The organism is Limnomicrobium aquaticum, from assembly GCF_040545545.1.
Lineage (GTDB): Bacteria > Pseudomonadota > Alphaproteobacteria > Rhizobiales > Rhizobiaceae > Ensifer_A > Ensifer_A aquaticum.
Map to the genome: position 1 here is coordinate 1 of NZ_JBEPMB010000008.1, position 22,286 is coordinate 22,286.

Here is a 22,286-nt window from a genome sequence, read left to right on the forward strand (position 1 = left end):
TAGCCCGTCAGTTCAGGGATCTCGACGTCGTTGTGCCGGTTTCGTCGTAGCTCGCGGAACACGGTCGAACGGTGACGTCCCAGTCGCTCAGCGATTTCCGTCGCGCTCATCTTCATCAGTCGCCAGCGTTCGATCTGACGCCGGTCAGCTAGGGTGAGGTGGCTGTAGCGGGTCTTCATTCAGGATGTCCTTTCCATCTTCAACATCCTGCCACGTTTCAAAAGTCGCAGTTCGGTATAGCGCGTACCCCCCCTACAGGTGTTGGTGCGATAAGATATGTTATGGAACAACATTGTGGCTACGTAGTGAAGCCTCCGGCTTCATGTTCGGGCACGTGTAGCGACTGGATCAGGGTCAACGGGCTGGACGCGGGACAAGAATCGTGGCCTATCTGATAGTTGATTGTTTTCGATCTTGTCAGGATCAAGGTATACCAGACCCATGCTTAGGCTTCGGAGAAATTTTGCAGATGTCGATCCTGCTGCCCTTTGTAGAGCGGCTGACTTGACAGTCGTCTGTGAAAGGCTCCGTCTTATTCATCGTACAGCTCTGATTGTTCGAGGTAAGCCATGAGTCGACGCAAGCTCTCCGGTTCCGCTTTCAGCCTTGTGGCGACTGCATCAGAGACGCAGGAGCCTGCAAAGCCGAAGAAGCCGCAAGCGCTCTCTCCGCCGCAGGCCCATTCCCTCGTAGAAGCGGGCCATGATGGACTGGTTCGGCTCGATACCAGGCTGATAGAACCGTCACCCTTTGCCGATCGTCTTATAGATGATGATCACGACAGGTTTGCCACATTCGTAAAAAGCGTGGCAGAGCATGGCCAGCAGGTCCCGATCCGGGTTCGGCCGCATCCCGAAAAAGCTGGGCGTTATCAGGTTGTCTACGGCCACCGGCGCCTGGCCGCCGCCAAGCAATTGAACATTGCTGTCAACGCGCAAGTTGTGGAGGTCGATGACCGTGACCTGGCTGTTGCCCAGGGGATCGAAAACAGCGCCCGACAGGACCTCTCCTGGATTGAGAGGGCGCTGTTTGCCCGGAGAATGGACGACGCGAATTTTCGACCTCGCGATATCTACACAGCCCTCTCGATCGACGACGCCGAACTCGCCAGGATGCGAGGCGTATGTCGGCATGTTCCCCTCGATATCATACAGGCGATCGGCCGCGCGCCCAAGATCGGTCGCCCCCGTTGGGTTGCGCTGGCGAAATCCTTTGCAAAAAATGCAAATGCGGTTCAAAACATTCGCGAAATGCTGCAGTCCGAACGGATTCGCAAAATGGGCTCGGACGCGCGATTTTCCTGGGTGCACGAACTTATTGCTGAATCTCGGGCGCTGGGAACTGGAAATGCGCCATTGCGCGAAGCCGATGGTTTCGGGCTCGGCGAGGTCAGGTACACGAGTAAAGAGTTGCGCATTGTCGCCGCGAATGAACGCGGGCAAGCGTTCGCGGACTTTGTGCGTGCTGAATTGCCGCGTTTGCTGGACGAGTTCACCGCACTTGATACGGTCACACAGAAGACCCTGACAACTGACAGGGACTCAACTTGAGTTGCTAACCCCAACGGGTACAAACGTTAAATACCGAAAGGAATTCAATCCGGTAAAAGAAAAGCTCCCAGAACGTCGCCGTCGTGGAAGCCTCTCTCTAAGTGTCGCAACTTGAGAATCGCATTTCCCCGAATCACAGTCAAGAGTTTTTGGCGTCATTCATGGCGGGTGGGATCTTTTACCTTGTGAAAAGGTGAAGAGATGATCACGGGAAATGTGACGACGCCCTTTGGGCGGCGGTCGATGACCTATGGCATGTTGGCAGATCAGCTGGCAGCCCAATCCATCGATGAAGACGCTTGCGTAAACAAATGGAAGCTCTATCGCTGGCTTTGCGAAGCGCGGCCGCGGCTTGGTATTTCCGACCGGGCGCTTTCTCTCCTCAACGCCCTGCTCAGCTTTTACCCCAAAGCGGAGCTAAGAGGAGCCGACGGACTCATCGTGTTTCCTTCCAACGCGCAGCTCTCGTTGAGAGCGCATGGCATGGCGGAGGCAACGATCCGCAGGCACATTGCCGCACTCGTCGAGGCGGGGCTGCTGATCCGTCGCGACAGCGCCAATGGCAAGCGCTTCGCTCGCCGTGACGCCGAAGGGGATATCGGACAGGCTTTTGGATTCTCGCTGGCCCCTCTTCTCCAGCGTGCCGCAGAATTCGAGGAATTGGCCGCCTCCGTTGCTGCCGAAAGGCTCCAGTATCACGACCTCAAGGAAAGACTGACGATCTGCCGGCGTGATATTGTCAAGCTGTTCCAGGTCGCCGCCGAGGAAAATGGTGGCGAAGACGATAGTGAGATCGCCCAGATGCGTAGTCTCTATCGCGACGTAATGTCCGCGCTCCCGCGTCATCCGGAGACAACTGAGATCGACGCTATCCTGGTCGTCCTTGAAGCGCTCCGCGAAAACCTCGTCAAGTACCTGACAATTCGGCATGAAACTGAAAATATAAACGGCAATCACGCTCATTCTGAGCGGCACAAACAGAATTCAAATACACAACATCAATATGAACTTGAACCAAGCTTCGAAAAGAAGCAGGGGAAAAATCGGGAGACTGCGAACTCGACAGTGCCTGCGGACGATAACAGGGCGTTTACTCCAAGAGATAGCGAGCGAGGCATCTCGCGGCAACCTGTCAGCTACCCGGATCTTGATCCGCCGGACGGCGCGGTCATGAAGCCCTTCCCTCTTGGGATGGTTCTTTCGGCATGTCCGGAAATGAACAACTATGGCCTTGGCGGCACCATATCATCCTGGCGTGAGTTCTTGAGCGCGGCCATTTTGGTGAGATCGATGCTCGGGGTTTCGCCCAGCGCCTTCGAAGAGGCTTGCGCTGTGATGGGGCCAGAAAATGCGGCAACCGCAATTGCCTGCATCCTGGAACGCGCGGGGCATATCAACTCAGCTGGCGGCTATCTGCGGGACCTGACACGTCGCACCGAGCGAGGCGAGTTCTCGCTCGGTCCCATGCTCATGGCACAGTTGAGGGCAAATGGGGAAATTGCAGGGAAGCGCGCATGAAAAACGCCGCGAAAGATGATCGCGGCGCACAGAGGCTTGGTGACTCTCTGAAAAGGGAAGGCTTTCGGTCAGGCTATGACACGTTGGGTCTGTACGCCAAGGCGCTCGATCCCCAGCGACATGACTTCGCCACCCTTGAGAAACTTTGGCGGCTTTTGTCCCATCCCGACACCCGGAGGTGTACCGGTCGAAATGACGTCGCCGGGCTGCAGGCTCATGAAACGGCTGAGATAGGAAATCAGGAACGGAACCTTGTAGACCATCGTCCTCGTGGAGCCGTTCTGGTAGCGGTGTCCATCAACATCAAGCCACATTTTGAGGTCGTCGTAGTCACCCACTTCATCCGGGGTGACCAGCCACGGGCCAAGTGGGCCGAACGTATCGCAGCCCTTGCCCTTGTCCCAGGTCCCTGCCCTCTCAAGCTGATATTCACGTTCGGATATGTCATTGATGACGCAGAAGCCTGCAACATGTGACATGGCTTCGGCTTCCTCAATGTAGCTGCCACCTTTGCCGATGACGACGCCGAGCTCGACCTCCCAGTCCGTCTTTACGGAATCGCGCGGGATCTTGACCTCGTCATCCGGTCCTACGATGGCAGAGGTCCATTTGTTGAAGACCACGGGTTCCGGGGGGACAGTGGCGCCCGTCTCGGCGGCGTGGTCTGCATAGTTGAGACCAATGCAAATAAACTTGCCGACCTGGCCGACGCACGGGCCGACACGAACGTCCTTCTGAGGCGCACCCGGCACGATTGGCAGGCTTTTGATATCCAGCGCCATCAGGCGCTCCATGGTTTCTGGGAGGAGTGACGACCCGGCAAGGTCGGGTATGACAGCTGACAGGTCTCGAATTTGACCCATGTCGTCCAGAAGGCCCGGCTTTTCCTGTCCAGTGGGACCATAGCGTAGAAATTTCATGGATATCATTCTCCTTGTTCAATGGAATAGGCCCGGTGCTTTTGGCACCGGGCCTTTTTAGGTCTGGCTGGGAAGATCAATCGTAGAGCACGGCCGCGATCTTCGGATCCGTGATGTTGCTCTTGTCGTACCAATAGAAGCCGGTGTCGATATGCTTCTCGACCGGCTGACCCTTGACCGCTGCGAGAGCTGCCTTGACGGTTTCGTAGCCGATGCCGACGGGGTTCTGCGTAATGGCGCCAGCCATCACGCCATCCATGATCGCCTGCTTCTGGGCCTTGCCCGAGTCATAGCCGATGATGACGATCTTCGACTTCTTGGATTCCTTGACGCCATTGACGACGCCGATGGCCGAACCTTCGTTCGCGCCGAAGAAGCCCTTGATATCCGGATGCGCCGTGATGATCGACTTGGTGATTTCCGTCGACTGAAGCTGGTCGCCGGCGCCATACTGAATGTCGACGATTTCGATCTTCGGATACTTTGCCTTGATCTGCTTCACGAAGCCGTCGCGGCGGTCAATGCCGGTGCGCGACGTCTGGTCGTGAACGACGAGAGCAACCTTGCCTTCGTTGCCGATCAGAGCGGCCATCTTGTCAGCTGCCAGGGCTGCTGCAGCGACGTTGTCCGTCGAGCAGGTGGTGACCGGGATATCGCTGTCGACGCCGGAGTCAAATGCGATGACCGGGATCTTTTCCGACTGTGCCTTCTTCAGCAGCGGAGTGGCTGCCTTACTGTCGAGAGCTGCGAAGCCGATTGCTGCCGGATGCTTTGCGAGGGCCGCACTCAGCATGTCGATCTGCTTGTCGACCTGGGCTTCCGTATCCGGTCCTTCGAAGGTGACCTGAATATCGAATTCCTTGGCGGCCTTGTCGGCGCCAGCCTTCACGGCTTGCCAAAACTGGTGCTGGAAGCCTTTCGAAATCAGCGGAATGTAGATCTTGTCGGCAGCCTTTGCGACGCCTGTCGCTGCCACCACGGCCGTAGCGCTGACTGCGCCCAGGAATGTACGTCTTGTGAACATGTGCTCCTCCTCAGGTTCGTTCACTTCGTTTAAGTCTTGCAGTTCTCCTCGGGGTTATTACCCTCGCGGTTCTTGGTTCGCGGTTGGCTCACGCCTTCCGCTTTCGCATCATGTCCGCATAGACGGCAATGATGATGATGGAGCCGGTGACAACAGTCTGCCATTCTTGCGGCATGGATAGAATGCGCAAGCCGTTGAGCAGTACCGACATGATAAGCGCGCCGATGACGGTTCCCAAAATGGTGCCCCTGCCGCCGGCAAGTGATGTGCCGCCGATGACGACAGCCGCAATTGCATCCAGTTCGTATCCCTGGCCCAATGCTGGCTGCGCCGAGTTGAGGCGCGAGGCGATAACGAGACCGGCAATGCCGCAAATGCCTCCCGAGAGAGAATAGATCGCCATTTTCCAGTTATCGACATTTACGCCTGAGAGCCGCGCAGCTTCCTCGTTCGACCCCAAGGCAAAGCAATAGCGTCCCAGCACAGTACGACCCAGAATATAAGATGCGAGACCTGCAACGATAAAGAGTACGAGAACGCCGTTCGGAACAGGTACTCCGGGGATCACGTCACCTATGAACGATTCAGTCGAGATAAGGGGAAAGGACGGGGTGTCATTAAAATAGATCGGCTTTGTGCCGGAAATGACCAGGGACAAACCCTTCAGGATCAGCATCATGCCAAGTGTTGCGATGAAGGGTGGAATCTTCATCTTTGCGATAATGGCCCCGGACGTTAGCCCGACTGCAGCGCCGGTCAAAATTGAGGCAATAATGCCAATTGGCAGCGGGAGGCCCCAGTAAGTGAGAACGACGCCGGCTGTAATGGCAGTGAAGGTCATCAGAGTACCGACAGACAGATCAATGCCTCCCGTGATGATCACAAGCGTGGCAGCGACCGCGAGAATACCGTTGACGCTGGTTGCCTGCAGGATCGCCAGGATATTTGACGTCTGCATGAAGTTCGGCGATGCGAGACTGAAGCCGATCACCAGAATAATCAGCGTTCCGAATGCCAGCAGCTTCTGTTGCGCGCCGGAGAAACGGCCTTGTGCGGTTGTGGCGGCCATAGGGGCCGCGATATCGGTGTTGGTCACCCTACCCTCCTCTGCGTTTCCGTGTCGGTATCAACGACCATGGATTCCCGCAGCGTCGCGAGATGCATGATGTCTTCCTGTTTGGTAGCTGCCCCGCCCGGCAAAATTCCCGTGAGTCGACCTTCACACATGACCGCAATCCGGTGTGACAATCGCATGATCTCTGGCAATTCGGAGCTGATCACGATGATAGCCTTTCCGCTTTTGGACAGATCTACGAGCAACTGATAAATTTCCGATTTTGCCCCGACATCGATGCCTCTTGTCGGTTCATCAAAAATCAGGATGTCGCAGTTTCGAAGCAGCCACTTTGCAATGACGACCTTCTGCTGGTTGCCACCCGACAGAAGCTTAACCTCCTGGACATCGGAAGGTGTTCGTATGCCGAGCTTCTGGATGTACCCCTCAGCGGTCTTTTTCATAGCCTTTTCATCAAGTCGGCCAGGAAATTTAATAAAGGACTTTAGAGAAGCCAGGGCGATATTGTTGCGAACGTCCATGGGGAGCGCGAGGCCGAAATGTTTCCGGTCTTCTGAAAGATAGCCGATGCCTGCCTGAACCGCGTCATTGGGTGAGCGAATGGAGACGGGCTTCCCGTGCACGAGGACTTGACCGGCCTCCAGCGGATCTGCCCCGAATATGGCGCGAGCGACTTCCGTGCGCCCTGCCCCCATGAGCCCTGCAAAGCCCAGTATCTCTCCCTGGCGAAGGGTGAAGCTTACATCTTTGATTTCGCGACCACGCTTAAGGCCTTGAACTTCCAATGCAATCGGATTTCCCGATGTATTGGGCACCTGCAAGGGCTCATCCTTGACCTCTCGGCCGACCATCTTGGTGATAATCGTGCTGATGGGGGTGTCGCTCGCTGGGACGGTATCAACGTATTCGCCGTCACGCATGATCGTGACGCGGTCTGCGATCCGCTTCAGTTCGTCCATTTTATGGCTGATATAGACGATGGCAACGCCTTGAGCCTTAAGATCGCGAATGATGGCGAAAAGGTCTGCAATCTCTGCATCGTTAAGGGCAGCAGTAGGCTCATCCATGATGAGCACGCGGAATTGATAGGACAGCGCCTTGGCGATTTCGACCATCTGCTGTTTTGCAATCGTGAGGCTTCCAACAGTGACCTGCGGGTCGAGCTTCAGCCGCATCGTGTGAAAGATTTCGGCGGCCTGTTTGTTCAGAAGACGCTCATCGAGACGGCCGAAAGACTTGCGCGGTTCTCGTCCGATGAAGATATTCTGCGCGGCGGTCAGGTCATTCATCAGGCTGAGTTCCTGGTGGATAATCCCGATCCCGGCAAGCTGTGCGCTGCGTGGGTCAGTCAGCTGCAGTGGCTCACCCTCCATGATGATCTCGCCGGCATCAGGTCTGTAGATCCCCGCAAGGATTTTCATCAGGGTGGATTTGCCCGCCCCGTTCTCCCCCATGAGCGCATGAACTTCGCCTGCACGAAGATCAAAGCGGGCAGATTTCAGGGCATGCACACCGGGGAAACGCTTTTCGATCCCCTTCATTTCAATGACTGTCTTCATTCAGCAGCCCTCCCAAGCCGCACAGACGGTTGTGAGGTTAGATGGTGACGCCTCCGTCCACCAGCATGGCCTGCCCGCTCACAAAGCGGCTTTCGGGTGATAGTAGATAGATCACCATTGGGGTGATATCATCGACGCTTGCAAGGCGTCCCATGGGCTGGCGCGCGACGAAGTCCTTCTCGGCCTGCACCGGATCGGCCGAGGCTGCAATGCGGCCTCTGAGCGACGGCGTATCGACGGTCCCAGGGCAGATTGCGTTGCACCGAAGCCCCTGCTTGACGAAATCAGCGGCGATCGATTTCGTCAGGCCGATAACGGCGGCCTTTGTGGCCCCGTATGATGCCCGATTGGCGAAGCCTTTGATGGACGATGCCATGGACGCCATGTTCAATACAGACGCCGTTCCAGTCTCACCTGCCCGCTCGAGCATACCGGGCAGGAATGCGCGGCACATGCGCATCATGGCTGTCACATTGAGTTCAAACGCAAATGCCCAGTCGGCATCAGTGATGTCGAGCACGGTTCCGTTATGGACAATGCCCGCGCAGTTGAAGAGACCGTCCATTTTCGGCAATTTTGCTGCCAAATCGTCGATCTCCGACTGTTTCGTCACATCAAGACGCGACGTCCTAATGCTTGAATTCTCTGCAGAAAGTGAAGCTAGGGCTTCGCTATTGATATCCGTTGCGAAGACGTTTGCGCCTTCCGCCGCGGCTGCGAGCGCAGAAGCCCGGCCAATCCCCTGCCCTGCGGCTGTTATCAATATATTCAAGCCGTTGAGGCGCATAACTAACCCTTTACACGAGCTGTACTTGAACTAGTGCATGAAATTAAAGTAATCTGTCACGCGAGAGTGTTACATCACGGCACCAATTTGCCATGGAACGAACTCCGCTCCCCCAAAGCCTAGTTCTTCGCTCTTAGTCCGTTCGCCCGATGCGACGCGGAGAATGAGCTCGAAAAGTTCCTTGCCCTTCTCTTCGATACTTACGCCCTCGGTGACTATGTCCCCACAGTTGAGGTCCATATCTTCCGACAACTTGGCGTACATTTCGGAGTTCGTTGCAAGCTTGATGCAGGGCGTCGGCTTGTAGCCCGAGACGGAGCCTCGTCCGGTGGTGAAGACAATCAGGTTGGCGCCGGAGGCGACCTGGCCCGTTACGGAGCACGGATCGAAGCCCGGACTATCCATGAAGACAAAACCCTTTGCGTCGATTTTCTCACCGAACTTGTAAACACCGCTGAGAGGAGCTGTGCCGCCCTTGGCGACAGCTCCAAGCGACTTTTCGAGGATCGTTGTCAGGCCGCCCCGCTTGTTTCCAGGTGACGGATTGTTGTCCATCTCGCCGCCATTTCGGGCCGTGTAGTCCTCCCACCAGCGAATGCGCTCCACCAGCTTTTCGCCGATCTCGATCGTCTCGGCACGGCGTGTCAGCAGGTGTTCCGCACCGTATATTTCGGAAGTTTCCGAAAGGATTGTAGTGCCGCCATGACGTACGAGAAGGTCGGAGGCGTAGCCCAGTGCGGGGTTGGCGGTGATACCCGAATAGCCGTCAGAACCGCCGCATTGCAGCCCAATTGTGATTTCAGAAACGGAAATCGGCTCGCGGGTGGCCTTGTTGGCGTAATCTGCGACGCCTCTGAGGGCCTCCAGGCCGCGTTCTATCGTGCGTCTGGTTCCACCCTCCTGCTGGATCGTCATGTACTGCAGAGCGCCGTCTGCGCGAATTTTACGGCTACCTACGAGTTCAGGGATCTGCATGACTTCGCAGCCGAGACCGAGCAAAAGGATGCCACCGAAATTGGGGTTCTGCGCGTAGCCCGAGAGCGTCCTGAACAGCGTGGCGTAGCCTTCGCCCTCCCCGGACATGCCGCATCCGGTCGAATGGACGATTGGAACAATGCCGTCGATGTTCGCGTATTGGTTGAGAAAGCCGGCCTTCTCCGCTGCTTCTGCAATGAATTTCGCGACCGACCCGGAACAGTTCACCGTTGTCAGGATGCCGATGTAATTGCGAGTGCCGGCTTTGCCATCTGCGCGGCGGTAACCCTGAAAGGTCCGAACGTCATTGGCCGGGGCGAGACGATCGTTTTGAGTGGCGTGACCATAATCCTGATGGTGTTCGCCCATGCCGAGATTATGAACGTGCACATGCTCGCCGGCGTGGATGTCCGTCTTCGCCTGCCCGATGATCTGTCCGTATCGATAAACGTTTTCGCCCGCTGCGATGTCACGGGTCGCTACTTTATGGCCGCGTGGAACTGCAAGCTTGAGGGGCATGGAAATCTCGTCGAGGCGTTCGCCCGCGGCCAGATCGCGCAATGCGATGACCACGTTGTCATTCGAATGCAGGCGAATCAACTTAGCGCCTCGGTCCATTCCTGTACATCCTCCCCCATTAATTCTTGGCTTCTCAGGCCTCTGGTGTCAACTGACATCAGATGTTAAATAGCGTTCTATCTTGACTAGTACGCAATGTCAACTAACATGTTAGGCATTCATAGAGGAGATTCGTCGGAGATGACGCAGGCTTTTAACGCACGAGCATTGACCGCGATTGATGATTTGCCCGGTTCTCTGGCGCAGCGCGTGTACCAATCACTGCAGGAAGCGATCATGTCGCTGACGTTTCCCCCGGGTGCTTTGATCCGCAAGGGCGCCATCTGCGATGAACTTGGAGTGTCGCGCTCACCCGTGTCGGAGGCGATTACACGATTGGCGTCCGAGGGCCTGGTGGACGTTATCCCGCAAAGTGGCACGCGCGTTGCCCGGTTCTCCATTGAAGAAATCAGGGAGGCTGCTTTCATGCGCGAGGCCCTCGAAGTGGCGGCCGTCGAAAAGGTTGCGCGGGACCATACGCCCGACCAATATGCCAAACTGGCTCGCAATGTTCGGTTGCAAGCCATGCTGGTCGAGGATCACGACACGGCGGGCTTCTATCAGGCCGATGAAGAGTTTCATGCGCTGCTGATGGAGTTCACGGGTTTTCCCGGTGTGGCGGCCACTGTTGCGACAATTGCCTTGAAACTGAAGCGACCGCGCATGCTGCTGCTCCCCGAGCCTGGGCGCAACGACAATGCGGTGCGTGAGCATCTGGCGATCGTCGAGGCCATTCGGGATCGTAACCCGGACGAGGCGCGTTCTGCGATGCGCTATCACCTTGCCCAGCTCGTTAGCCGTTTCGATCCGCTGGAGAAGGAGCACCCGGAATTTTTCAGGTCACGCCAATCGCACTAGAGCAATCCAGCGTAAGTGGAAGCGGGTTTCGCGTCCGCAATCGCGTGGAAAAATTGAGATGATCGCCCTCCCCTCTTTATAAGAAGTATCTCGTCATGAAGCTGAATGATATCATCCCATTGAACGGGCGGACGAAAGGCCCGGTGAATGTTACGCGCATGGGCTTCGGCGGAGCGCCACTAGGCAATCTTTACCGAAAGGTCAGTGACGAGGATGCACAGGGCGCTCTTCTCGCTGCTTATGACATTGGCATCCGCTATTTCGACACGGCGCCGCAATATGGGCTTGGCCGATCGGAGGAACGCGTCGGCCAGGCAATGCAGACATTCGGTGCCGAGAACATCGTGCTCTCTACCAAAGTAGGCAGGCTTCTTCTCGATTGCGAGCCGGATGAGGTGACGCCGGAAAGCTTCGTGGACGTGCCGCAGAAGCGAATCGTGTTTGACTACACCTATCACGGTGTGATGCGCAGTTATGAGGCCAGCAAGGCGCGTCTCAAAGCTGACCGTGCGGATATTCTTCTCGTGCATGATGTCTGCGCGTTTTCTCAAGGGACGCAGGAGGCAAGCGACGCAAGGGTGCGCGAGCTTTTTGACGGGGGCGGATACAGGGCGCTTGTCGAGCTTCGGGATGCCGGCGACGTTTTGGCGATCGGTGCGGGTGTCAACGAGTGGCAAGTCTGCGAGAAGCTCCTGGGCCTCGGAGACTTCGACTGTTTTCTCCTGGCCGGCCGGTACACGCTTCTTGAGCAGGAGGCGCTTGAGACATTTCTCCCTCTCTGTGAAAGGCGTGATGTGGGTATCATTTTGGGTGGTCCCTACAATTCGGGAATCCTCGCGACCGGCGCAATCGAAGGCGCACGTTATAACTACGTCCCTGCCCCACCGGAGATTCTGGAGCGTGTGCGAAAGATCGAATCAGTGTGCCAGGCGCATGAGACGCCCCTGATCGCCGCCGCTCTGCAATTCGTCTTCGGCCACCCTTGCGTCAAGACGGTGATTCCCGGCGCGGTGAGTCGCGCGGAACTTTTGGCGAATGCGAGGCTGTTGGAAGTGGATATCCCGGCAGGCCTCTGGACTGATCTGAAACGCGAAGGCCTAATTCGCGCCGACGCACCCGTGCCCGAGGATAAATGACATGCTCCGCAACATACCGCCGATTCTCTCCCCTGACCTGCTTCACGCTCTCGCGGCCATGGGGCACGGCGATGATATCGTGATCGCAGACGCAAATTATCCGGCTGAAAGCTCCGGCGTTCCCTGCATCCGGCTCGACGGCATCTCTGCGACGGAGGCGCTGGAAGCGATCCTGTCACTGCTGCCGCTCGACAGCTATGTGCCGGATCCGGCGCTCGTGATGCAGGTGGTCGGTGATCCCACGGCCGTTCCCGAGGTGGTTGGCGAGTTTCAGTCGATCATCGATCGCGTGGCTGACAATCCGGCTAAGATTCAGGGTCTCGAGCGGTTTGCTTTCTACGATCGCGCGAGCGACGCCTTCGCTGTCGTTCAAACTGGCGAACGCAGGCTTTACGGAAACATCATTCTCAAGAAGGGCGTGATCAAGTAAAGATGGCGCTGCGCCATCTGGAATCCGGCGCGAACCGGATTCACTGGCCTTCGGTCTTCATCCGGATAAGAAAATGGCCCGTTTGCGGGCCATTCTCGTTCGTTAACCCTGTTACTTGCGCAATCTTACGAATCTGCGATAATAACGATTATTCAAACTGACCCGCCCGAAAATCGTTATTTGGAATTCAGACTCGATGAATGCCGTCACTTCAGCAGCGACAGACCGCTCAGCCTTTCACTTTGAGGACGAGATCCTCGAACAGGGCGACCTGATTTCGAAGAAGCTGCACCTCCTTAGCCTTCAGCGTTTTCCGCCGACTGCGCATAAGACGTTGCGTCCGTTCTCGTTGGCGGAGGTCGCGCATTTTCTCGGTGTTTCGCAGAGCACGCTGAAGAAGCTGCATCTCGAGGGCAAGGGTCCCCTCCCCCAGACATCTCCATCGGGCCGGCGCTCCTATTCCGCTCCTCAGATGGCGGAGCTGCGCGACTATCTCAGTCAGCACGGGCGCGCCGACGTGAAGGACTATTCTCCGCGCAGGCGTCCGGGCGATAAGCTCCAGGTCGTTGCGGTCGTCAACTTCAAGGGCGGGTCTGCAAAGACTACGACGGCGGCGCATCTCGCCCAACATCTTGCCCTGACCGGGCACCGTGTTCTCGCCATCGATCTGGACCCGCAGGCTTCGCTGACTTCGCTGCATGGCTTCCAGCCCGAGCTTGACCAGACGCAGTCGCTTTATGAAGCGATCCGGTATGACGAAGAGCGCAAGCCGATCAAGGACGTCATTCGCGAGACGAACTTTCCCGGTCTCCACATCGTGCCGGCCAATCTCGAACTGCAGGAATTCGAGTATGATACGCCGCTCGCGATGGCGAACCGGAACTCTAACGAGGGCAAGACCTTCTTCACCCGCATTTCTCGGGCGCTGGCTGAGGTCGATGATCAATACGACGTCGTCGTGATCGATTGCCCGCCGCAGCTCGGCTATCTGACGATTACGGCGCTGGTGGCTGCCACAAGTGTGCTGATCACCATTCATCCGCAGATGCTGGACGTTATGTCCATGGGGCAGTTCCTGCTGATGCTGGGTGGCATTCTGAAGCCCATCCGGCAGGCAGGCGCAGAGGTGAACCTTTCCTGGTATCGCTATCTTGTGACCCGATATGAGCCTACGGATGTGCCGCAGGCGCAGATGGTCGGTTTCATGCAGACGCTGTTCAATGAGTTCATGTTGAAGAACCAGATGCTCAAATCGACTGCGATTTCGGATGCGGGGATCACCAAGCAGACGCTCTACGAAGTGGAACGGACGCAGATGACACGCTCGACCTATGATCGAGCGATGGAGGCTCTTGAGTCGGTGAATGCCGAAATTACGCAACTCATTCACGCGGCTTGGGGCCGCTGAAGTTGTCGGCTGACAAAAATGGGGAAATATTCAATATTTCCAGCGATATAGAGGTAAATGACAATGGCGCGAAAGAATCTTCTCGCAGGACTGGCTGACCCGGAGGAGGCGACGCCGACCGCCTCTGCGGCTTATCCCATGCGGGGCGCATCGAAGACCATGATCCGGTCTCTCGACGAGCTTGCGCGTCAGGCCGACAAGTTTCTCGAGGGCGAGGCGGTGATTGAGATCGATCCGTCCGAGATTGATGGCTCGTTTGTATCGGACAGGCTCGAGGACGATGAAGAGCAGTTCGCGGCTCTCAAGTCCGCGATTGCAGAACGTGGTCAGGATTCCCCGGTTCTGCTGCGTCCACATCCGGACCGCGCAGGTCGTTATCAGATCGTCTTTGGACATCGGCGTGTCCGTGCAGCTCGAGAGTTGGGACGGAGCGTCCGTGCCGTCGTCAAGGCGATCGACGATCGCTCGCATGTGATCGCTCAAGGGCAGGAGAACTCTGCCCGCGCCAACCTCAGCTTCATCGAACGGGCGCTCTTTGCCAAGAGGCTCGAAGACCTCGGCTATGGCCGCGACGTGATCGGATCAGCTCTGGCGGCGAACGCCGCGGCGCTTTCGAAGATGGTGTCGGTTACTTCGCGGATCCCTGAAAGCGTTCTGTCGGCGATTGGCCCGGCCCGTGGCGTTGGGCGAGAGCGCTGGGTGGAGCTGTCATTGTTAGCCGGCAAGGAATCGAATTCAGACAAGATAGGCGACGTCGTTTCGGATCCCTCCTTCCGGGTTCAGTCAAGCGACGAGCGGTTCAATGGTCTCTATCTCGCGCTCCGGCAGAGCGGTAAGCCCGTGAAGAAAAGCAAGCCTTCACAAAAGCTCGAAACCTGGCAGGCTCGCGACAAGCAGGTCACTGCGCAGTTCTCGCAATCGGCAACCGATTTTTCGCTCAAACTGAAATCGAAGGTCGCACCGGATTTTGGCCGCTTCGTCGCAGAAAATCTGGACCGCCTCTATACCGAGTTTCAGTCCAGCAGACGGGGCCGATAAAAAGAAAGGCTCCCAAAACGTCGCCGTCGTGGAAGCCCCTCTCTAAGTGTCGCAGCTTATGGGTCGCACGTCCTCGATTTGGCGTCAAGAGTCCGCATCGGTTTTCACCCCGATGCGGACTATTTTTTTGACCGATTGCGGACGGATGCAGTTTGAGAAGAGATGTCTCAGCGCCTGAGACTCTGCCGGCTTCGGATAGGTCCGCGCCACGAGCGTTGAAGTGAGCGATGCGGAGGAGTGTCTGACGTATAGAGGGGCCGCGACCGTCACCTATAGAGACTGCCGTGCCTGCATCAGAGCGCCTGCGGGCAATATCTAAGGTAAGCGACTTGTTGATGTCTGTGCAGATCGTGTCAGAGCCGTTTGACCATAAAGGATTCTGTGGCCATTGGAGGGGCTGCAAAGAGGAGGAATTCGCAGGAGATTATGGGAAGCCGTGCTAGAGGGACGGCGACCGAGAGACCGTGAGACGAGGAAGGGGCGTGTCGCGCACTGGGCTCTCGGCAGCGACAGGGGCGGAAGCTTTTATGCTGGAGCCAGATGTGGTTTTGCTACGGAAATTGCGTGATCGATGGCTGGGGCAGGGGACTTTGCTCGCGAAATGTCGGGTCCGAGATTCGAAGGTGATGCTGGTCGGCGGGCGGCCAGAGCATAACCGTAGAACGTCCGCAGGCCTCTGGTGTCTCTAGATGCGCATGATTGCTGGAAGCCCACTGTCGTGACCTCGAGCTTCTATCCGTCACGGAAGCCTGCGGCGAGCACTTTTGCGGGGATTGAGGACCTACTTCACCTGTCCTCAATTCGGTTCCTCCAACTTATGAAATTGCAGAGCCTTGGCCCGTGCCCAGTCCAGGCAGCGACTATCGCCACCGAGCAGCGATGCGGGAGGGTGAGGGGATGGCCGTGCAGGCATGGCGTCTGGTAGCGAGGGCTGTGTTCGGGCTGCCGATGCCCGAAAGGCCGCAGGCGGCCCCGGTGTACACCCTGAACTGTCGGGCCATATGGACTGCGCTACAGTCGGTACTATCGCTTCAGTGAAAGCAAACGGCGATTTAGATTTCGTTTAGGAAATTTCGCCCGTCTTGCCCGATGACTGCCTTGGCGCATGAGCGAGCGATTTCGCTCATCGATCGCATTTGCGGTGATATTACTTTCACATCGCTGGATTTCGTTATTGCCCAGGACTTTGGGCGGAGGCAGAGGAAAAATCGAATTTTGTCCTATTCGAGGCCGCGAAATCAGCCGCACCGGTGCGAACGACCTGTTCTATGGTGATTGCGTCTTGCCGGTGGGCCCTTCAATGATACGCCATTTATGAGCACAATTTTACCCTCAATAGCATAACGCTTCTCTTTTCATCGCGGCGCTCGTCTGGATAATCACCTCTCAACGGAGCGAGGCAGCACCCGCAGGCATGGTCATTTCTCAGAGGCAGTATGCCAATGCGCTAGATGGCCGCCCGCTGAAGTGCTGATATGCATGGGAGAAGGCAGTGACTTTCAAGATCGCCATTATCGGCGCGGGCAGCGTCGAATTTACACGCAAACTTTTCTCGGACATTTTGAAGGTGCCGGAATTCGAGGGCGTCGAGTTTGCTCTGACGGATACGTCTCAGCACAATCTCTCCCTTATTGAGAAAGTTCTGAACACCATCAAGGAGGCCAATGGTCTCAAGGTTCGCATCAGCGCGACCACAGATCGCCGCAAGGCCGTTGAAGGCGCGCGATATGTCGTGTCCTGCGTTCGAGTTGGTGGATTGGAAGCCTATGCCGACGACATCCGCATTCCTCTGAAATATGGTGTCGATCAATGTGTCGGCGACACTATTTGCGCAGGCGGCATTCTCTACGGCCAGCGCAACATTCCGGTAATCCTCGATTTCTGCAAGGATATCCGCGAAGTCGCGGAAACCGGGGCGAAGTTCCTGAACTACGCCAACCCGATGGCGATGAACACCTGGGCGGCGATCGATCACGGTAAGGTTGACACGATCGGTTTGTGCCACGGTGTACAGCATGGTGGAGAGCAGATTGCCGAAGTCCTGGGAGTAGCTCACGAAGACCTTGATTTCATCTGCTCCGGGATCAATCATCAGACTTGGTATGTCGATGTGCGCGTCAAGGGCCGCAAGATCGGCAAGGACGAACTGATCGCTGCCTTTGAGCGGCACCCTGTCATCAGCCAGCAGGAAAAGGTGCGCATCGACGTCTTGAAGCGCTTCGGTGTCTATTCCACGGAAAGCAATGGGCATCTATCCGAATACCTGCCCTGGTATCGCAAGCGGGCGGACGAGATCGTCAAATGGATCGACATGTCGGACTGGATCCATGGCGAAACGGGTGGCTACCTGCGCTACACGACAGAGAACCGCAACTGGTTCGAGACCGAATTCCCGACCGTGCTTGAGCGCGCCAAGCGGCCGCTGTCGGACTACAGGCGCTCCAGCGAGCACGCGAGTTACATTCTTGAGGCCATCGAAACGGGGCGCGTCTATCGCGGCCATTTCAACCAAAAGAACAATGGCGTGATTACCAATCTGCCTTCGGATGCGATCATTGAATCGCCCGGTTTTGTTGATCGCTTCGGTATCAACATGGCAGCCGGTATTACCCTTCCGGAAGCCGCGGCCGCGACCTGCATGGCCTCGATCAATGTCCAGCGCATGTCGGTTCATGCCGCGGTCACCGGTGATGTCGATCTTCTCAAGCAGGCGATGCTGCATGACCCGCTGGTCGGCGCGATCTGCACACCGGAGGAGGTGTGGCAGATGGTGGACGAGATGCTGGTCGCACAAGCTCAGTGGCTGCCGCAATATGCCGATGCCATTCCGGCGGCGCGCGAGCGGCTTAAGATGTCAACGGTCAAGACGCGGGACTGGCAGGGCTCGGCCCGCCGCGAAGTTCGCTCGATCGAGGAACTGCGCGCGATCAAGCAGGCGAGCTGATTTCGCGGACAATGGAATCCGGCGGCCTTCGGGCCGCCGTAAGACCGGGCGGGAGGCCCGGTTTTCATCACGTAAAAGCGGGACAGGAGCCCGTCTTTCAAAGGGGAGTGAGGATGACTAACCTATATCTATTGAGAACGGCCGCCCTTCTTGTCGGCGTGTCCGCGTTTACGACGGTTGCTGTGGCATCGGACCTGACGGCCGTGCCGCAGCCGCCGGATTTTCCGGCGCAGACCAAGGTGCAATATGTGGATGGCAAGGCCATCCTCGAATACAAGGCGCTGCCTGCCTATAATGAACCGGCATGGGTCAAGAAGAACTTCGTGGATGCGGGCAAGCTGCCCCCGGTGAAGGATCGTCTGCCCAAGGAGCCGATGGTTTACAAGACGGCCAATATGGCCGACGGCATCGGCGTTTATGGCGACACGATGCGTCACGTTATCGGGGGACGTCCGGAAGGCTGGAACTACTGGGCGGGCCAGACGCAAGGCTGGGGCGGGATCGATATCGGTCTCAGCGAATGCCTGACGCGCACCGGTCCGCTTTTCCAGGTCAAGGCTGACGATCTGCAGCCGCTGCCCAACCTCGCGAAGAGCTGGGAATGGTCCAAGGATGGACACACGCTGACCATGCACCTGCTTGAAGGCGCCAAATGGTCTGACGGCGTCGAGTTCACCTCCGAAGACCTGATGTTCTACTGGGAAGACAACGTGCTCGACACGAATGTCAAGCCGCTGAACGGTGCCTCGCCGGAAACCTTCGGTGTCGGCACGACGCTGAAGGCTATCGACAAGTACACTGTCGAATGGACCTTCAAGGATGCGTTCCCCAAGCAGTTCATCTACAACATGGCCTATGGCACGTTCTGCCCCGGTCCGGCGCATGTGCTCAAGCCGCAGCACCCGAAATATTCGAAGAACACCTACGACCAGTATAAGAACGCCTTCCCGCCGACCTACATGAACTTCCCCGTCATGGGTGCCTGGGTGCCGGTTGCCTATCGTCCGGACGACATCATCGTCCTGCGCCGCAACCCGTACTACTGGAAGGTTGACGAAAAGGGCAACCAGCTGCCTTACCTGGACGAGATGCATTACAAGCTCTCGACATGGGCTGATCGTGACGTTCAGGCCGTGGCCGGCTCGGGCGACTTCTCGAACCTCGAGCAGCCGGAAAACTTCGTTGAATCCCTGAAGCGCGCTGCGCAGAAGGATGCGCCGGCCCGTCTCGCCTTCGGTTCGCGCCTCATTGGCTATAACATCAACATGAACTTCTCGGCCAATGGCTGGGGTGATCCGGACGCACGGGCGCAGGCGGTTCGTGAACTGAACCGCAACGAGCACTTCCGCAAGGCCGTGACCATGGCGATCAACCGCAAGGAACTTGGCGATTCCCTCGTCAAGGGTCCGTTTGTGGCGACCTATCCAGGCGGCATCCTGTCCGGCTCGAACTTCTATGACCGCCAGTCGACCATGTACTATCCCTTCGATCTTGAAGGGGCGAAGAAGGAACTGGCCGCTGCAGGTCTGAAGGACACGGACGGCGACGGGATCGTCAACTTCCCGGCCAACGTCAATGGCGGCAAGAATGTCGAAATCTCGCTGCTGATGACCAATGACTACACGACCGACAAGAGCCTTGCGGAAGGTGTGGTCGCGCAGATGCAGAAACTTGGCATTCGCGTTGTGCTCAACACGCAGGCCGGCAAGGACCGCGACCAGGCGGCTGGTGCGGGCAAGTTCGACTGGGAAGTCCTGCGTACCTCCGCAGAACTGGCTTCGGTCGTCCAGAACACGCCGCAGCTTGCTGCCACGGGTCCGCGTACCAGCTGGTTCCATCGCGCCAACAACAAGAACGAGCTCGACCTGATGCCGTTCGAGAAGGAGCTTGCGGACACGGTCAACAAGTTCATTGTCGCGAGCGATCCGAAGGAACAGGCCGAGCTGATGAAGAAGTACCAGAAGATCTACACAACCAACGTGAATACGGTGGGTCTTGTGGAATATCCCGGTGCGCTGATCATCAACAAGCGCTTCAAGAACGTTCCGCCCGGAACACCGATCTACATGTTCAACTGGGCCGAAGATTCAGTCATCCGCGAACGCCTCTATGTTCCGGTTGCCGATCAGGGCGACTACCAGCTCTTCAAGGACATGCTGCCGGGCAAGCCGGGTGGCGATGGCCCCCAGAAGTAAGCGTATCCTCCCAGCTCCGCGCCGCCGGTGAAAACGCGTGGCGCGGAACTCAAAAGGTGGCGGTTTGGGGTGTGCAAGCCCGAAGCCGCCACCACCCTTCTTGAGGACAAAGGTTCATGTTGAGGTTTCTGGTTACACGCCTCCTGTCCGCGATTCCGGTGCTGCTGATCCTCAGCGTCGTCACCTTCGCGATCATTCAGGCACCACCGGGCAATTATTCGGACTATATTCGCTCGCAGCTGATCAACCTGGGCGGCGCGTCCTATGAACAGGCCGACGCGCAGGCAAAGGCCTATGCCGCGGAACATGGCCTCGATAAGCCGATGGTCGTCCAGTATTTCAACTGGATCGGTGCGATGGTGACAAAGGGCGATTTCGGCTACAGCATGTATTACAACCGGCCAGTCGGCGAGATTGTCGCAGAACGCCTGCCGCGTACGCTGCTTCTCGCACTCGTCTGTCATATTTTCGCTTCGGCGCTTGGAATTACCTTCGGCGTTCTGGCCGCCACCCGGCAATATAGTTGGGTCGACACGATCCTCTCAGGCATCGCCTTTCTCGGCATGACCGTGCCGCGCTTCCTCATGGCGCTGATCATGGTCTATCTGCTGGTCTTCCAGTTCAACATGAGCGACATCGGTAACTTCTTCTCGTCGCGTTACGGCGGTGCGCCATGGTCCTGGGACAAGTTCGTCGATCTCGTCAAGCATGTCTGGCCGGTCGTCGCCATCGCGACCTTCGGCGGGCTCGCCTACAACATGCGGGTCATGCGCGGCAATCTGCTTGATACGCTGAATGCCCAATATATTGAGACAGCGCGCGCCAAGGGCCTGCGCGAAGGCGCCGTCATCATGCGCCATGCCGTGCCGAATGCGTTGCATCCGCTCATCATGTATCAGGGCGTGGTGCTGCCCTACATGCTCACCGGCGAAATCGAGGTGGCGATCATCTTCGCCCTGCCGACCGTCGGTCCGGCCATCGTCAGCTCCATGCATGTGGGTGACGTTTATGTCACGGCGACCTTCATGCTGGTGCTCGCCGCCACGCTGATCATCGGCAACATCATCGCGGATATGCTGCTGGCAGCCCTTGATCCGCGCGTCAGACTGGGAGGGGCGCATTGATGCTGGTGCCTGCCGAAACCACAATCGAACCGACCGTGAAATCCGCGCCTGCGGGCAACGAAAGCTATCAGGCGCTGGTCTGGCGCCGCCTCAAGCGGTCGTTCACCGGCATGCTGGGTCTGGTCCTTGTCTGCATGCTGCTGATCATGGCGGTTTTCGCCGGATTTTTTGCGCCCGTCGACCCGATCCAGTCGGATTCATCCTTCATGCCGCCTGAAAGCATTTCCATCCATGACAAGGACGGCAATTTTGCGATGCCGCGCATTTACCCGCTAGTTGATTCCGAAAAGCTGGATCCGGTCACCTTCCAGCCCATCAGCGGACCCGACTTCGACAATCCGCGGACGCTCGGCTTCTTCGTCTCCGGCTTCGAATACAAGCTTCTCGGCTTCATCCCGGCAACGATCCATTTCTTCGGCTCGACCGACGGCAAGCCGGTACACTTCCTGGGAACAGACAAGCTCGGGCGCGATATTCTCTCCCGTGCCATTTATGGCTCGCGGATTTCGCTGATGATTGCACTGACGGTGGTCACGATCGTGACCGTGATCGGAACGACTGTCGGCTTGGTTTCGGGCTATCTCGGAGGGGCATTCGATACCTGGCTGCAGCGTTTCGTCGAACTCGTTCTGGCCTTTCCGCAATTGCCGCTCTATCTGGCCCTGACCTCGTTGATCCCGGTCACGGCACCAACGAATGTCTTTCTGGCCTTCGTGATCGTGGTAATGTCGGCGCTTGGCTGGGCACAGATGTCGCGCGAGGTGCGAGGCAAGACGCTGGCGCTGGCCCGCATCGAATATGTGAAGGCAGCGATCGCCATCGGTGCAACCGACCGGCGCATCATCTTCCAGCACATTTTTCCCAATGTGATGAGCCATGTGATCGTCGCGGTCACGCTGAACATTCCGAATATCGTGCTGCTGGAATCCTTCCTAGGTTTCCTCGGCTTTGCCGTGAAGCCTCCGCTGATGTCCTGGGGGCTGATGCTGCAGGACACGGCGAACTATTCCGTCATTGGGTCCTATCCGTGGATTCTCGCCCCTGTCGGCTTCGTGCTGATCACAGTCTTCGCGTTTAATGCGCTGGGCGACGGTCTTCGCGATGCCATCGACCCATATTGAGAGGCG

General features: G+C 57.4%; 18 protein-coding genes. 11 read left to right on the top strand and 7 right to left on the bottom strand.

Features of this window, described 5'->3' with window-relative positions:
• The coding region (locus ABID16_RS19180; protein WP_354558152.1) for a helix-turn-helix domain-containing protein at positions 1–179 on the bottom strand (179 nt) is incomplete at its 3' end.
• A gap of 390 nt (positions 180–569) precedes the next feature.
• Between ABID16_RS19180 and repB (ABID16_RS19185) the strand changes: the two genes are divergently transcribed.
• Both repB (ABID16_RS19185) and repC read left to right on the top strand, forming a co-directional pair.
• On the top strand, positions 570–1,550 hold the full coding sequence (gene repB, locus ABID16_RS19185; protein WP_354557977.1) for a plasmid partitioning protein RepB: 981 nt from the start codon (positions 570–572) through the stop codon (positions 1,548–1,550).
• Between the two features lie 201 nt (positions 1,551–1,751).
• On the top strand, positions 1,752–3,068 hold the full coding sequence (gene repC, locus ABID16_RS19190; protein WP_354557978.1) for a plasmid replication protein RepC: 1,317 nt from the start codon (positions 1,752–1,754) through the stop codon (positions 3,066–3,068).
• A gap of 68 nt (positions 3,069–3,136) precedes the next feature.
• Here repC and ABID16_RS19195 read toward each other — a convergent pair whose 3' ends face one another.
• From ABID16_RS19195 to ABID16_RS19220, 6 genes are all read right to left on the bottom strand, one after another.
• On the bottom strand, positions 3,137–3,988 hold the full coding sequence (locus ABID16_RS19195; RefSeq protein WP_354557979.1) for a fumarylacetoacetate hydrolase family protein: 852 nt from the start codon (positions 3,986–3,988) through the stop codon (positions 3,137–3,139).
• Between the two features lie 76 nt (positions 3,989–4,064).
• Entirely contained in the window at positions 4,065–5,012 is a 948-nt protein-coding gene (locus ABID16_RS19200; RefSeq protein ID WP_354557980.1) for an ABC transporter substrate-binding protein, read from the bottom strand.
• 88 nt (positions 5,013–5,100) lie between these two features.
• Positions 5,101–6,081, bottom strand: a complete 981-nt coding sequence (locus ABID16_RS19205; protein WP_354558153.1) for an ABC transporter permease — start codon at positions 6,079–6,081, stop codon at positions 5,101–5,103.
• Between the two features lie 23 nt (positions 6,082–6,104).
• Positions 6,105–7,646 carry a sugar ABC transporter ATP-binding protein gene (locus tag ABID16_RS19210; protein WP_354557981.1) on the bottom strand — a complete coding sequence of 514 codons (1,542 nt, stop codon included), beginning with the start codon at positions 7,644–7,646 and terminating at the stop codon, positions 6,105–6,107.
• A 37-nt stretch (positions 7,647–7,683) separates the two neighbouring features.
• Positions 7,684–8,433 (bottom strand): SDR family oxidoreductase, encoded by a 750-nt coding sequence (locus tag ABID16_RS19215; protein ID WP_354557982.1) that lies wholly within the window; start codon positions 8,431–8,433, stop codon positions 7,684–7,686.
• Between the two features lie 69 nt (positions 8,434–8,502).
• Positions 8,503–10,026, bottom strand: a complete 1,524-nt coding sequence (locus ABID16_RS19220) for a UxaA family hydrolase (RefSeq protein WP_354557983.1) — start codon at positions 10,024–10,026, stop codon at positions 8,503–8,505.
• 141 nt (positions 10,027–10,167) lie between these two features.
• Here ABID16_RS19220 and ABID16_RS19225 point away from each other — a divergent pair, with 141 nt between their 5' ends.
• The 9 genes from ABID16_RS19225 to ABID16_RS19265 all read left to right on the top strand — a co-directional run bounded on the left by ABID16_RS19225 (position 10,168) and on the right by ABID16_RS19265 (position 22,280).
• Complete coding sequence (locus ABID16_RS19225) at positions 10,168–10,884, top strand: GntR family transcriptional regulator (RefSeq protein ID WP_354557984.1); 717 nt, start codon at positions 10,168–10,170, stop codon at positions 10,882–10,884.
• 95 nt (positions 10,885–10,979) lie between these two features.
• Positions 10,980–12,020 carry an aldo/keto reductase gene (locus ABID16_RS19230; RefSeq protein ID WP_354557985.1) on the top strand — a complete coding sequence of 347 codons (1,041 nt, stop codon included), beginning with the start codon at positions 10,980–10,982 and terminating at the stop codon, positions 12,018–12,020.
• A gap of 1 nt (position 12,021) precedes the next feature.
• Positions 12,022–12,450: an RbsD/FucU family protein gene (locus ABID16_RS19235; RefSeq protein ID WP_354557986.1), complete on the top strand. Its 429-nt coding sequence runs from the start codon at positions 12,022–12,024 to the stop codon at positions 12,448–12,450.
• A 196-nt stretch (positions 12,451–12,646) separates the two neighbouring features.
• Complete coding sequence (gene repA, locus ABID16_RS19240) at positions 12,647–13,858, top strand: plasmid partitioning protein RepA (protein WP_354557987.1); 1,212 nt, start codon at positions 12,647–12,649, stop codon at positions 13,856–13,858.
• Between the two features lie 63 nt (positions 13,859–13,921).
• Complete coding sequence (gene repB / locus ABID16_RS19245) at positions 13,922–14,896, top strand: plasmid partitioning protein RepB (RefSeq protein ID WP_354557988.1); 975 nt, start codon at positions 13,922–13,924, stop codon at positions 14,894–14,896.
• Between the two features lie 1,492 nt (positions 14,897–16,388).
• Positions 16,389–17,840, top strand: coding sequence for an alpha-glucosidase/alpha-galactosidase (locus ABID16_RS19250; protein ID WP_354557989.1), 1,452 nt, complete (start codon positions 16,389–16,391; stop codon positions 17,838–17,840).
• Positions 17,841–17,953: 113 nt separating this feature from the next.
• Positions 17,954–20,035, top strand: coding sequence for an ABC transporter substrate-binding protein (locus ABID16_RS19255; protein ID WP_354557990.1), 2,082 nt, complete (start codon positions 17,954–17,956; stop codon positions 20,033–20,035).
• A 116-nt stretch (positions 20,036–20,151) separates the two neighbouring features.
• Positions 20,152–21,159: an ABC transporter permease gene (locus ABID16_RS19260; RefSeq protein WP_354557991.1), complete on the top strand. Its 1,008-nt coding sequence runs from the start codon at positions 20,152–20,154 to the stop codon at positions 21,157–21,159.
• A complete protein-coding gene (locus tag ABID16_RS19265; protein WP_354557992.1) occupies positions 21,159–22,280 on the top strand; it encodes an ABC transporter permease in 1,122 nt (373 codons plus the stop codon). The genes ABID16_RS19260 and ABID16_RS19265 overlap by 1 nt, the downstream gene beginning before the upstream one ends.
• Positions 22,281–22,286: the final 6 nt, after the last annotated feature.

Coding starts and splice junctions, on each gene's coding strand:
- repB (WP_354557977.1), top strand. CDS start 570: ATGAGTCGACGCAAGCTCTCCGGTTCCGCTTTCAGCCTTGTGGCGACT.
- repC (WP_354557978.1), top strand. CDS start 1,752: ATGATCACGGGAAATGTGACGACGCCCTTTGGGCGGCGGTCGATGACC.
- ABID16_RS19195 (WP_354557979.1), bottom strand. CDS start 3,988: ATGAAATTTCTACGCTATGGTCCCACTGGACAGGAAAAGCCGGGCCTT.
- ABID16_RS19200 (WP_354557980.1), bottom strand. CDS start 5,012: ATGTTCACAAGACGTACATTCCTGGGCGCAGTCAGCGCTACGGCCGTG.
- ABID16_RS19205 (WP_354558153.1), bottom strand. CDS start 6,081: ATGGCCGCCACAACCGCACAAGGCCGTTTCTCCGGCGCGCAACAGAAG.
- ABID16_RS19210 (WP_354557981.1), bottom strand. CDS start 7,646: ATGAAGACAGTCATTGAAATGAAGGGGATCGAAAAGCGTTTCCCCGGT.
- ABID16_RS19215 (WP_354557982.1), bottom strand. CDS start 8,433: ATGCGCCTCAACGGCTTGAATATATTGATAACAGCCGCAGGGCAGGGG.
- ABID16_RS19220 (WP_354557983.1), bottom strand. CDS start 10,026: ATGGACCGAGGCGCTAAGTTGATTCGCCTGCATTCGAATGACAACGTG.
- ABID16_RS19225 (WP_354557984.1), top strand. CDS start 10,168: ATGACGCAGGCTTTTAACGCACGAGCATTGACCGCGATTGATGATTTG.
- ABID16_RS19230 (WP_354557985.1), top strand. CDS start 10,980: ATGAAGCTGAATGATATCATCCCATTGAACGGGCGGACGAAAGGCCCG.
- ABID16_RS19235 (WP_354557986.1), top strand. CDS start 12,022: ATGCTCCGCAACATACCGCCGATTCTCTCCCCTGACCTGCTTCACGCT.
- repA (WP_354557987.1), top strand. CDS start 12,647: ATGAATGCCGTCACTTCAGCAGCGACAGACCGCTCAGCCTTTCACTTT.
- repB (WP_354557988.1), top strand. CDS start 13,922: ATGGCGCGAAAGAATCTTCTCGCAGGACTGGCTGACCCGGAGGAGGCG.
- ABID16_RS19255 (WP_354557990.1), top strand. CDS start 17,954: ATGACTAACCTATATCTATTGAGAACGGCCGCCCTTCTTGTCGGCGTG.
- ABID16_RS19260 (WP_354557991.1), top strand. CDS start 20,152: ATGTTGAGGTTTCTGGTTACACGCCTCCTGTCCGCGATTCCGGTGCTG.
- ABID16_RS19265 (WP_354557992.1), top strand. CDS start 21,159: ATGCTGGTGCCTGCCGAAACCACAATCGAACCGACCGTGAAATCCGCG.